This is a genomic window from Devosia polycyclovorans (assembly GCF_042181575.1).
In the GTDB taxonomy this organism is placed as follows: Bacteria; Pseudomonadota; Alphaproteobacteria; order Rhizobiales; family Devosiaceae; genus Devosia; species Devosia polycyclovorans.
Genome location: NZ_CP170082.1, coordinates 2249591 through 2261076 on the forward strand (window position 1 = coordinate 2249591; position 11486 = coordinate 2261076).

An 11486-nucleotide genomic window follows, 5' to 3' on the forward strand; every position below is an offset into this window, starting at 1 on the left:
CTCCGAGTAGTCCGGCAGTTGGGACCCAGACATCCCCCAGGCCGTCACCCTCGGGCTTGACCCGAGGGGTTTGTTCTTGCCTTGCCATTAGGAAGTATAGAGCTCTCGGGTCAAGCCCGAGGGTGACCAGCGCGGATGCGAGGTGATCGGCGCTCAGCCGTGCCTTCGAGATTCCAGCACCGATTTGAGGATGAGCGTCACCACGGCGATCAGGGTCAGGGTCGAGGCGGCTGCAAAGGCGCCGGTGACGTTGAAGTCGTTGAACAGCAGATTGATCTGCAAGGGCAGGGTGTTGGTCTGGCCCCGGATGGCGCCCGATACGACGGAGACTGCCCCGAACTCGCCCATGACGCGGGCATTGGTGAGGACCGCGCCATAGACCAAGGCCCAAGAGATATTGGGCAAAGTGACGTGCCAGAACATCTGCCAGCCATTGGCGCCAAGCGAGAGGGCGGCTTCCTCGTCCTCGGTGCCCTGCTGGCTCATCAGGGGAATGAGCTCGCGGGCGGCGAAGGGAGCGGTTACGAACAGGCTGACCAAAACGATGGCAAGAGGCGTGAACATCACCTGCCAGCCGTTGGCCTGGAGGAAGGGGCCCAGCAGGCCCTGACCGCCATAGAGGAAGAGATAGACGACACCGGCAACAATCGGGCTCATCGATGCGGGGAGTTCGACAATGGAAATCAGCAGCTGCCGTCCGTGAAAGCGGAAGCGCGTAACCAGCCAGGCCAGGGCGGCTCCGACGACGATATTGACCGGCACCACGATCAGGGCCGTCATCACTGTGAGCCAGATGGCGTGCAGCGTATTAGGTTCGACAATGTTTGCGACATAGACCGCCAAGCCTTCGCGCAGGGCGAAGGAAAAAATCAGGGCGAGCGGCACGACGAGAACGAAGGCGGCGAGCAGGAAGGCCGCTGCGATCAGGGTGATCTCGCCGGGGGAGCGTTTGGCCATCGTCACGCGCTCCGCTCCACATAGCGGGTCTGCCAGGCCGAGAGGGCATTGGTGGCGACCAGGGTGAGGAAGGCGACGAGGAGGAGGACGAAAGCCAGGGCGGCAGCGGCCTCGTAGTTGTATTCATCCAGCCGGATATAGATGAGCAGGGAGACGATCTCGGTGACGCCGGGGATGTTGCCTGCGATGAAAACGACAGCGCCGAATTCGCCCAGTGAGCGGGCAAAGGACAGCACGCAGCCGCCAGCAAAGGCGGGGAGGATGGTGGGCCAAATAATGCGTGTGAAGACCTGCCAGCGATTGGCGCCCAGCGACTCCGCAGCGGCTTCAAGGCTTTCATCGACCTCTTCGAGCACGGGCTGAACGGCGCGGACGACAAAGGGGATCGAGGTGAAGGCCATGGCCAGCACAATGCCGAGCTGGGTGTAGTTGACCTTGAACCCATTGGGTTCGAGGAACTGACCATACCAGCCGGTATCAGCAAACAGCGTCACCAGAACCAAGCCTGCGACGGCGGTGGGCAGGGCAAAGGGCAGGTCGACCAAGGCGTCCAATATGCGGCGGCCGGGGAAACGGTAGCGGGTCAACACCCAGGCCAAGAGCAGGCCCACGGTACCATTGAGGATGGTGGCGTAGAAGGCCGAGGAGAAGGTGATCTGATAGGCGGCAATAGCGCGGCGCGAGGAGATGATGCGCCAGAATTCGGGCAGGCCCATGCCGGCCACCTTGAGCAGCATGGCCGCGATAGGCAGGAGGATGACCAGCGTGATGTAGAAGAGCGAGATGCCCATGGTCAGGCCGAAGCCGGGGAGCAGGTGCTTGCTGTTCTTGCGGGCCATGGGTCTCTCCAAACTGCAGGCGACGCGGTCATGCCGCGTCGCCCGAGCCTACAATCAGATAGATGTCACTGATTCACGAAGACCTGGTCGAGCAAGCCGCCTTCGGCGAAGTGTTCTTCGGAAACCTTGGCCCAGCCACCGAATTCATCGTCGACATTGACCAGGCGCACATCGGGGAAACGGTCGGCGAATTCGGCGGCGACGGCTTCGTTGTTGACGCGGTGGTTGCGACCGGCCGCAATGCGCTGACCTTCTTCGGAATAGAGGAAATCGAGATAGGCCTGAGCCAGGTCGCGGCTGCCGCGGTTGTCGACGACCTTGTCGACGATGGCGACGGGGAACTCGGCCAGCAGGCTGACGGAGGGCACCACGGCCTCATATTTGTCGGCGCCAAGCAGGTTCACCGCGCTCAGGACTTCGGCTTCGAAGGTGATGAGCACATCGCCCAGACCGCGCTCGGCGAAGGCGGTGGTGGCGCCGCGGCCGCCAGTCTCGAAGACCGGAACGTTGAGGAAGACCTTGGTCAGATATTCGGCAACCTTGTCCTGGTCGCCACCGAATTCCTCATTGGCCCAGGCGCGAGCAGCCAGATAGGTGTAGCGCGCATTGCCCGAGGTCTTGGGGTTGGGGAAAATCACCGAGACGTCGTCGCGGGCCAGATCGCTCCAGTCGGCAATGTTCTTGGGGTTGCCTGCGCGGACCAGAAAGGCGGGCAGGGAATAGAAGGGCGAGGCGTTGTTTGGGAATTCGCTCTGCCAGTCGTCGGAGACGAAACCGCCTTCGACGAGCTTTTCGATATCGGTGACCTGGTTGAAGGTGACGACGTCGGCCGGCAGGCCTTCGAGAATGGCGCGGGCCTGTGTCGAGGTGCCGGCGTGGGACTGGTTTATGGTGACGGTCACGCCATGGGCGGCCTCGTAGGCCGGGACGAAGGCGGCATTCTCTTCCTCGAAGATCTCACGGGCGATGTCATAGGAAGCGTTGAGAAGGTCCGTGGGTTGGGCCAGGACCGGTGAAGCGGTCAGGCCGAGGGCCGCAAAGGCGGTAGCAAAGAGCTTGTGCATCGTGACGCAAATTCCATTGGTCTGGTCGAGTTGGCCACGGTGATGCGCCGGGTGATGCGATCTGGTAAAGCGCTAAATGCTTGCTTCGGATGAGTAATTCGCGCCAGTGCGGGTCGTCGGCAAAGACGTTGCGCGGGCCCGCCATTCGGTGACATTTCGTTCCCGACAAGAAGTGCCGGCCCGGGTGGGGCCGGCACATGTGCTCATTTAGCCACGGCGCGTCCGATCAGGATGATGATGCAAGCGCCAATGAACCCAGCGATCAGATAGCCAATCCAGCCACCAAACGAGATGCCGAGCAGCCCAAAGACCAGGCTGGCCAATATGGCGCCTACAATGCCGAGAATGACGTTTTTTAACACGCCTCCGCCGGCGTTCATGAACCGGCTGGCGAGCCATCCGGCAAGGCCACCAATGATGATGGCAGCGATCCAACCTACTCCGTCAAAACCCATTTGCTTCCTCCTCGCAGTGAGTCTGCGTACGCCAGAAACGTGGCACAGTGGACGAAAAAGGCAAGAAGGGTTCGGTGGGATAGCACGAGTGCGCCAGAGTTCGATGGACGTATAACCCAAGCCAATGGCAGGTCAGGCTGGCCGCCGAGTTAAATGCATCGTGGCCTTCTTCCTTCAAGTCTCTCCGCTGGAGAGACTTGTCCGCAGCGCGGAGCAGTCAGAGTGCGCCACTCGACCATAGGTCTCGTGGCCTCCTCGCTCAATCTCTCCACTGGAGAGATTTGTCTGCTGCGCGGAACGTTCAGAAGGGCCACACAATCATCAGCGCCGGTACGCCGACCAACACCACAAGGAAGGATAGCGGCAGACCCAGGCGCCAGTAGTCGCCGAAGCGGTAGCCGCCTGGGGCCATGACCAGGGTGTTGCACTGGTGGCCAATGGGGGTGAGGAAGTCGCAGCCGGCGCCGATGGCGACGGCCATCAGGAACGCCTCCGGGCTGTAGCCGAGACCAGTGGCGAAAGCGGCTGCGATGGGGGCCATGACCAGCACGGTGGCGGCATTGTTGAGGAAGGGTGTGACGGCCATGGCGGCGATCATGATGAGCGCCAATGCGCCCCAGCCGGGCAGGGTAACGGCGGTTGCAGTCAGCAGAGCGGCGACCAGATCGGTGCCGCCGGTCAGTTGCAGGCTTTCCGACACCGGGATCAGGCAGGCCAGCATAACCAGAATGGGTCCGTCGATCTGGTTATAGACGTCGCGCAGGGGGAGGGCGCCGGTGAGAATCATGAGACCCGCTGCGGCAAAGAAGGCCGGGGCCACAGGGACGACGCCGAAGGCGGTGGCGGCCATGGCCACGAGCAGAATCGCCAGGGGCACAAGGCCGTTGCGTACGCTGCCGAGCCGCAGGCCGCGTTCGACCAGGGGCAGAATGTCCCATTCTCGCAGCAGTTCGGGAATGCGCTTGAGATGGCCCTGGAGCAGGATCACGTCGCCATTCTGAAAGCGGATTTCTCCGAGGCGCTTGGTGAAGCGCTGATCGCGCCTCGAAATGGCAATGAGATTGAGGCCGGTGCGGTCAAAGAGGGTCAGTTCGCGGGCGCTGGCGCCGATCAGTGCCGAGCTTTCGCCGATGATCGCCTCGATGACGCCGATATTGCCGCTGTCACGCTGGGCGCCGCCGCGCCGTTCGGCAAAACTGAGGCCGGTTTGGCTGACCATCTTGTCGAGGGCTTCGGGGTCGCCTTCGATCAGCAGGATATCGCCGGCTTTCAAGGTTGCGTCGGGCAAGGGCGTGCGGCGACGCCCCGAGGCGCTGACAATGCCGGTGACCATGGCGGCGCCATCGGCGGCCGACTGCAGATCGCCCACCGTTTTGCCGATGGCCGAGCTGTCGGGCAGCACATGGGCTTCGGTGGTGTAGTTCTTGATCTCGATGGCCTTGTCCATGCCGCTCTCCTCGCGGCGACGCTCGGGCAGCAGCCAGTAGAACAGGGCCAGGAAGACGATGCCCACCACGGCCAGGATGGCGCCCACGGGGGTGAAGTCGAACATGGTGAAGGCCGTGCCGGTCAATTCCTGGCGCACGCCGGAGACGATGATGTTGGGCGAAGTGCCGATCTGCGTCATCAGCCCGCCCAGCAACGAGCCGAAGGCCATGGGCATGAGGAACATGGAGGGCGAGACGCTGGAGCGCCGTGCAAACTGGAAGGCAATGGGCATCATGATGGCCAGGGCGCCAATATTCTTCACGAAGGCGGAAAGCACGGTGACGATGGTGACCAGCACGATCAATTGCACCCGCGGGCTGCTCATGCGCGGCACATAGCGCCGGATCAGGATTTCCATGATGCCGGAGCGGGCGACGGCGGCGCTGACCACCAATGCACTACCGACAATGATGACGATGTCATTGGAAAAGCCGACAAACGCGTATTCGAACGGCACAACGCCGACCAAAATCCCCGCCAGCAGGGCACAGACTGCCACCAGGTCGTAGCGCCACCGGCCCATGATGAAGGCGACCATTATGCCCGCAATGATCAGAAAGGCGAGCATTTGCGGGATCGTCATCGGCTGCTCCAGTTGAGGACGTACATAACGCAGGAGGCGCCACAAAAGTCGCACACGGAGGTCTATATAGACCAAGGGGCATTGTTCCCGCGAGGGGGCTGTGGGAAAGAAAGGAGGGGGGAGACATCAATGGCGCAATTGCACACTACGTTGGGACCGATGCAACGGGATCAGCTCGGGCTGATCCTGCCGCATGAACATGTTTTCGTGGACCTGCGGACGCCGGACCAGCCCGGCTATGCCCAGGCCGATGCGGCCGATGTCGTGGCGCTGATGGCGCCGCAGATCGAAGCGATCAAGGCGCAGGGTGTGACGGCGCTGATCGAATGCTCGACCGGCGGCGTGGGCTTGCGGGTAGACCTGGACCTGGCGGTATCGCGAGCGACCGATTTTCCCATCGTGGTGGCGACGGGCAACTATCGCGAACCCTGGATCCCCGACTGGGTGGCGGCTGCCAGCGAATTAGAGCTCGAGCGCTGGATGGTGGGGCACCTGAGCGAAGGCGTGGACGACACCGGCGTCATTGCCGCCTGGATCAAGGTGAGTGCGGGCGATGACGGCATCACGCCGCTGGAGACCAAGATATTGCGGGCCGCTGCGCGGGCTTCGGCACAGACCGGTGCGCTGATCGGCTCACATACGATCAAGGGCCGCGTGGTGCTCGACCAGCTCGACATCATCGAGGCTGAGGGTGGGTCGGCCAACCGCTTCCTGTCGATCCATACGCAGGAGGAAAAGGATTTCGGCCTGCACCGGGAGGTGTTTGCGCGCGGGGCCTGGCTGGAATTCGACCATATCGGGCGAGCGCCGGACGCCGATGTGGTCGCGCTCGTAACGCGCGCACTTCAGGTTGGGCAGGGGGAGCGGCTACTGCTCAGCCACGATCGGGGCTGGTATGACCCGGCAAAGCCGGGCGGCGGCACGCCGCAACCCTATACCCATCTGGTCGAGCATTTTCTACCGGCCCTGCGCGAGGCGGGTGTCACGGACACCACCATTGCGCAACTGACCCAGGATAATCCATTCACCGCATTTGCGCGCTAAACGCTTTCGCCCTTCACTTCACAGCATAGGGGAGCCTGGCCACCAGACGGCGCGCACCGTCTTCTATTTCGAAACAGCCCTGCGTGGGTGTGTCGGACAGAGACAAGGCGTTGCGGGCGGCAAAGCTGGCTTCATCGAGCGCGCTGTGGAGCGATGGGAGCAGCATGCCATCAATGTCTAACTGCAACTGGCCCGATCGGTCCCGGTGGTTGAAGAAGTAGCGTTCCATTTTCGGCCTCCATTTTGCGCATGAACGCGCATGGAGGCCGGAGCGATCCTTATGGGCCGATCACGAATGTCTGGCCGTCGCCCTCAGACAGGGGCTGGCACCGCGAAGAGATCGTACTCGTCGTTGTCGGTGACGGTGACCGAGACGATGTCCCCGATCTTTATGCCGTCTGCCTGGTCGACAATGACCTGACCATCGATCTCGGGCGCGTCCCATTTGGAACGGGCGATGACGCGGTTCTGCTCGGGGCGGACGTCGTCAACGATGACGTCGATGGTACGGCCGACCTTCTTCTGCAACTGACCGAAGGAAACGTTCTGCGCCACTTCCATCAACTGGGCAAAGCGCTCTTCCTTGACCTCGTCGGGCACGACGCCGTCGAGTTCGTTGGCGGTGGCGCCGGTGACGGGCTCATATTTGAAGCAGCCGGCCCGGTCGATTTCGGCCTCCTCGATGAAATCGAGCAGCATTTCGAAATCTTCCTCGGTCTCGCCGGGGAAACCGACGATGAAGTTTGAGCGCACGGTGAGGTCGGGAACCTGGCGCTTCCAGTCGAGGATGCGGTTGAGCGTCTTTTCCTGATGCGCGGGACGGCGCATGGCCTTCAAGACGTTCGGGGAAGCGTGCTGGAAGGGAATGTCGAGATAGGGCAGGACGAGGCCTTCCGCCATCAGTTCCATGACCGGATCGACATGGGGGTAGGGATAGACATAGTGCAGGCGCACCCAGGCGCCCAGTTCGCCCAGTTCCTTGGCCAGGTCGTAGAACTTGGCCTTGACCTCGCGGCCCCGATATTTCGACGTCGCATATTTGATGTCGAGGCCGTAGGCGCTGGTGTCCTGCGAGATGACCAGCAACTCCTTGACGCCTGAACGAATGAGCCCCTCGGCTTCCGAGAGGATACCGGCTGCCGGGCGCGAGGCCAGGTCACCGCGAATCTGGGGAATGATGCAGAAGGAGCAACGGTTGTTGCAGCCTTCGGAAATCTTGAGATAGGCGTAGTGCCGCGGAGTGAGCTTGAGCCCGCTCTCGGGAACCAGGTCGACGAATTTGTTCGGCACGGGCGGCAGGTGATCATGCACCGCCGAAACCACGCTTTCATATTGATGCGGGCCCGTGATGGCGAGGACCGAAGGATGCGTCTCGCGGATCAGATTCTCCTCGACGCCGAGGCAACCGGTAACGATGACCTTGCCGTTTTCATTGAGCGCTTCGCCAATGGCCTCAAGGCTCTCCTGCTTGGCACTGTCGAGGAAGCCGCAGGTGTTGACCAGCACGACATCGGCCCCGGCATAATCGCGGCTGAAGGAGTAGCCCTGCGCGCGCAGGGTGGTCATTATGCGCTCGCTGTCTACGAGAGCCTTGGGGCAGCCGAGGCTGACGAGCCCGATTTTGGGCGCCTGAGTCATGCGCGTCACATTGTCCGGTGCTGGATAGGATGGCGCGTCATACAGAATGTTGGGCGGTTACGCAATGTGACTGACCGGCAACACGGGCTTGTCTGCGTTGCAGGAAACAGCGAACACGCGAACGTTACTGTTTAGGTTGGGTGAACAGCGCGTGCGCTGATTGCCGGGTTCTGCCTGATCCGGCCACGGGCTAGGTCAAAGGTCTGTCCAGCGCCTTTTGGCGCAGCAAGAAGGAATTCTCTTATGACCGACCGTCTCTCCGCATACGCGCCGCAGGCCCTGTCCGTGCTGCGCATCGTTGCCGCACTGCTGTTCCTCGCCCATGGCACCCAGAAGCTGATGGGCTTCCCGGCCGCCGAATTTGCGCCGCCGATGTTCTCGATTTTCTGGTTTGCCGGCGTGATCGAAATCGTCACCGGCATTCTGATCGGTGTCGGCCTGTTTACCCGTCCGGCGGCCTTCATCGCCTCGGGCACCATGGCCGTTGCCTATTGGATGGCGCATGCGCCGGCCAATTTCTTCCCCACCAATAACGGTGGCGATGCGGCCATTCTGTTCTGCTTTGTGTTCCTGTTCCTGGTGTTTGCCGGCCCGGGCCGCTGGGCGGTCAACGAGAAGTAAGACCCTGCCGCCGGCCAGCGTACTGACTGCGAGAAACACAAAGGCCGCTCCAGTGAGCGGCCTTTTCAATTCAGGTCACCGATTTGGGCGGGGTGCGCTTGGCGGTGCGGCGGGGCTTGTGGGTCTCGCCGGGCTTGGTGGCGGGCTCACGGGTGGCCTCATCAACTGGCTGGGTCTGGGGCACCGTTTCGGTGGCTGGCGTGATGAATTCGTCGGCCTCGGAGAGGTCGCGCTCGTCGCCCTCCTCGGCAAGGTCACGTATGGCGTCGCGCACCTCATCGAGCAGGGAGGCCGAGAAACGCGAACGCTGCACGGTATCACCAGTGGCCTCCTGGCTTTTGAACCAGACCAGCAGTGCCTCGCAGCCGATACGCAGCCCGACCAGCGAGAGCAGGCCGAACACGGCAATCTCAAGCAGGCCCCAGAGGCCGTCACCAAAACTAGTGCCGAAGCGGAAGAAGAAGTGGCTGATGGCCCAGAGCAGGATGGCCGCGAGACCCAGCGCATAGAAGATGGGTACCAGCCTGGGTGAGAGGATGGCATCGAGCCGGAACAGGGTTTGGCGCGTCAGGAGGCGTTTCAGGTCGTCCAGCGTCATATCGGGCTCCTCGAATCCTACGTCTGATTGGCAAATTGGTCGGACGGCGCGTCGATGGCAAGGCTGGTGGGCCCAAAAATCGCTTCAAAGCGAGCGCGCAGCACCGAATCGACCTCGGCCATGGACACCAGCAGCCCAAGATCCTCGAATGAGGTCACGCCCTGATCGGTGATGCCACAAGGCACAATACCGTCATAGTGGGAGAGATCGGGCGCGATATTGAGCGAAATGCCGTGGAAGGTGACCCATTTGCGCACTCGCACCCCGATGGCAGCGATCTTGTCCTCGCGCGCATGGCCCTTTTCCGGGCGCGGGACCCAGACTCCGACGCGGCCCTCGCGCCTCTCGCCGGCGATATTGTGTGCCGCCAGAGTATCGATGACCCATTGCTCCAGGCCCTGTACGAGACAGCGTATATCTCGTCCGCGCCGCGTCAGGTCCAGCATGACATAGGCCACGCGCTGGCCAGGGCCGTGATAGGTAAATTGTCCGCCGCGCCCAGCCGGATAGACGGGGAAGCGCGGGTTGAGCAGATCCTCGGGCCGGGCCGAGGTGCCAGAGGTATATAGAGGGGGGTGCTCGAGCAGCCAGACCGCTTCGCGCTCTTCGCCGGCGGCAATCGCCGCCACCCGTTCATCCATCATGGCAAGAGCTGCTGGATAGTCCACGGGCTGGTCGAAGATGCGCCAATCGACGGGGTTTGCGTCGTTGCGCTGCAATTTTGGGCCGAATTGGCACGCTTCATTCACTTTTGTTAAGACTTCCATAACCAGCTCTGGCCGACCCTCGGGGACAAACGAATCCGTGGCGCGCCTGCGCCGGACCCGGGACTGCACCTTATCTATGAACACCCTGGACAATATTGAAGTCGATATCACGGTCGAGCTGGGCGCGACCACCATGCCGATCCACCATATGCTGCGCATGGGCCGCGGTGCGGTGATCGAACTGGACGCGACCGAGCACGACCCTCTGCGCATCTATGCCAATAGCACCTTGATCGCCAAGGGCGAGGTGAATGTGGAGGAGGGGCACCTCAGAGTGTTCGTCACTGAAAAGGTGTTGCGCTTCGGTTGAGGTCTGAGCATCCGAGCGGGGCGTTGATCGCCTTTGCACAGGGACGCGAAAATCTCCGATTATCCGCTTGTGGGAATGCAACAGCTTTGCTACACCCCCACTCGCTTCGGGGCCGCAGGCGCCAAAGCTTCTACCACACTGTGCGGTCGTGGCGGAATTGGTAGACGCGCAGCGTTGAGGTCGCTGTGCCGCAAGGCGTGGAAGTTCGAGTCTTCTCGACCGCACCAGTCACCTAGGGCCAGTTTATCGTTTTTGAGAACGATAAACTGGCCCTAAGCGTTTCTTGCCCTCAAAGCTTATGTAGCCTCACCGGGCTGCCCTTGGCGCGGGCGATGACCTTCTTTGATTCCAGATCCAGGTGTACGGCCTTGAGCCACCAGCCGGATTTGTCTCCACCGGGGAAGAGTTCCTGGGAAAGGTGTGGCAGCAGCGCTTCTTTGGCCTCGGCCACGGTCAGGCCCGGCGGTTCGGTGGGCAGGATGGCCATCAATGCCTCGTGCATGGCCATATATTTGGCGCGGTCCACGCGTTCGCTGTGGTCGGGGTGATTGACGTTGCCGATGGTGATCTTGTCGTCCGCGTCAGGCATTGATCCGCTCCTTGATCTCAAATTTGGGTGTCTTGAAGCCCATGGCGATCCATTCCCCAAGTAGTTTGGCGTAGAAGCCTGCCGTTGTCATGGTTCCGGCGGGTAGGGAATCATCGAGCGTCACGCCGTCCGGGACATCGCCGGTTTGCGTGCGAATACGGGGTTCAGGGCGCTGGTTTTCCGGCCATAGGCCGGTAAAAAGGCTTACCCAGTGACCGCCTTCAAACTCAAGAAAGATCGGTGTGTTGCAGCAAGTGGTGAGCACGCGCCGCGTGGGTGCCGTATCGCTAAGGCGAAATTCAGCGAGCCCGGCGGTGCCGTCGGGAAGCCGGATACGGTCCTTGCGATAGAGAGCATAGGGTATGCCCCCATTGTCAGCCGCGATGGGGAAGGCGGGGGGTAGAATTGACAATCGCTGCGTGGCGGTGCGGCAAGACTTGCAATGACATTCCGATGCGCTGAACGGTTCTCCAAGCACCTCAAGGTGAAACTGGCCGCAGGCGCAGCTCAGCGTTGTGGTCGTTTTAGGCATT

Annotated in this window: 14 protein-coding genes and 1 tRNA gene; 4 read left to right on the forward strand and 11 right to left on the reverse strand. The window is 61.8% G+C overall.

Going from position 1 to position 11486, the window contains the following annotated elements; all coding sequences use genetic code 11:
• Positions 1–153: 153 nt before the first annotated feature.
• The 5 genes from cysW to ACE4RL_RS11320 all read right to left on the reverse strand — a co-directional run bounded on the left by cysW (position 154) and on the right by ACE4RL_RS11320 (position 5386).
• Entirely contained in the window at positions 154–957 is an 804-nt protein-coding gene (cysW, locus tag ACE4RL_RS11300) for a sulfate ABC transporter permease subunit CysW (protein WP_375597238.1), read from the reverse strand.
• A gap of 2 nt (positions 958–959) precedes the next feature.
• Positions 960–1796, reverse strand: a complete 837-nt coding sequence (gene cysT, locus ACE4RL_RS11305) for a sulfate ABC transporter permease subunit CysT (protein WP_375597239.1) — start codon at positions 1794–1796, stop codon at positions 960–962.
• Between the two features lie 65 nt (positions 1797–1861).
• Positions 1862–2860, reverse strand: coding sequence for a sulfate ABC transporter substrate-binding protein (locus tag ACE4RL_RS11310; protein WP_375597240.1), 999 nt, complete (start codon positions 2858–2860; stop codon positions 1862–1864).
• 203 nt (positions 2861–3063) lie between these two features.
• Complete coding sequence (locus ACE4RL_RS11315; RefSeq protein ID WP_183312475.1) at positions 3064–3315, reverse strand: GlsB/YeaQ/YmgE family stress response membrane protein; 252 nt, start codon at positions 3313–3315, stop codon at positions 3064–3066.
• A gap of 301 nt (positions 3316–3616) precedes the next feature.
• On the reverse strand, positions 3617–5386 hold the full coding sequence (locus ACE4RL_RS11320; RefSeq protein ID WP_375597241.1) for an SLC13 family permease: 1770 nt from the start codon (positions 5384–5386) through the stop codon (positions 3617–3619).
• Positions 5387–5515: 129 nt separating this feature from the next.
• Between ACE4RL_RS11320 and ACE4RL_RS11325 the strand changes: the two genes are divergently transcribed.
• Complete coding sequence (locus ACE4RL_RS11325; RefSeq protein WP_375597242.1) at positions 5516–6430, forward strand: phosphotriesterase; 915 nt, start codon at positions 5516–5518, stop codon at positions 6428–6430.
• A 13-nt stretch (positions 6431–6443) separates the two neighbouring features.
• Here the strand turns inward: ACE4RL_RS11325 and ACE4RL_RS11330 are convergent, their stop codons facing one another.
• Positions 6444–6659: a DUF6894 family protein gene (locus ACE4RL_RS11330; RefSeq protein WP_375597243.1), complete on the reverse strand. Its 216-nt coding sequence runs from the start codon at positions 6657–6659 to the stop codon at positions 6444–6446.
• An 83-nt stretch (positions 6660–6742) separates the two neighbouring features.
• Positions 6743–8068, reverse strand: a complete 1326-nt coding sequence (rimO, locus tag ACE4RL_RS11335) for a 30S ribosomal protein S12 methylthiotransferase RimO (protein WP_375597244.1) — start codon at positions 8066–8068, stop codon at positions 6743–6745.
• 243 nt (positions 8069–8311) lie between these two features.
• Between rimO and ACE4RL_RS11340 the strand changes: the two genes are divergently transcribed.
• Complete coding sequence (locus ACE4RL_RS11340; RefSeq protein ID WP_375597245.1) at positions 8312–8689, forward strand: DoxX family protein; 378 nt, start codon at positions 8312–8314, stop codon at positions 8687–8689.
• Positions 8690–8759: 70 nt separating this feature from the next.
• On the opposite strand, the gene ACE4RL_RS11345 is transcribed toward ACE4RL_RS11340, so the two are convergent.
• Together ACE4RL_RS11345 and lipB are read right to left on the reverse strand one after the other, a co-directional pair.
• A complete protein-coding gene (locus tag ACE4RL_RS11345; protein WP_375597246.1) occupies positions 8760–9287 on the reverse strand; it encodes a DUF4282 domain-containing protein in 528 nt (175 codons plus the stop codon).
• A gap of 17 nt (positions 9288–9304) precedes the next feature.
• Positions 9305–10054, reverse strand: a complete 750-nt coding sequence (gene lipB, locus ACE4RL_RS11350; protein ID WP_375597247.1) for a lipoyl(octanoyl) transferase LipB — start codon at positions 10052–10054, stop codon at positions 9305–9307.
• A gap of 76 nt (positions 10055–10130) precedes the next feature.
• Between lipB and ACE4RL_RS11355 the strand changes: the two genes are divergently transcribed.
• Entirely contained in the window at positions 10131–10364 is a 234-nt protein-coding gene (locus ACE4RL_RS11355) for a FliM/FliN family flagellar motor switch protein (protein ID WP_338723917.1), read from the forward strand.
• A gap of 142 nt (positions 10365–10506) precedes the next feature.
• A tRNA-Leu gene (locus ACE4RL_RS11360) sits at positions 10507–10591 on the forward strand.
• Between the two features lie 62 nt (positions 10592–10653).
• Here the strand turns inward: ACE4RL_RS11360 and ACE4RL_RS11365 are convergent.
• Positions 10654–10953, reverse strand: coding sequence for a DUF6958 family protein (locus ACE4RL_RS11365; RefSeq protein ID WP_375597248.1), 300 nt, complete (start codon positions 10951–10953; stop codon positions 10654–10656).
• Positions 10946–11365, reverse strand: coding sequence for a hypothetical protein (locus tag ACE4RL_RS11370; RefSeq protein WP_375597249.1), 420 nt, complete (start codon positions 11363–11365; stop codon positions 10946–10948). Before ACE4RL_RS11370 ends, ACE4RL_RS11365 begins: the two co-directional genes overlap by 8 nt.
• Positions 11366–11486 lie beyond the last annotated feature (121 nt).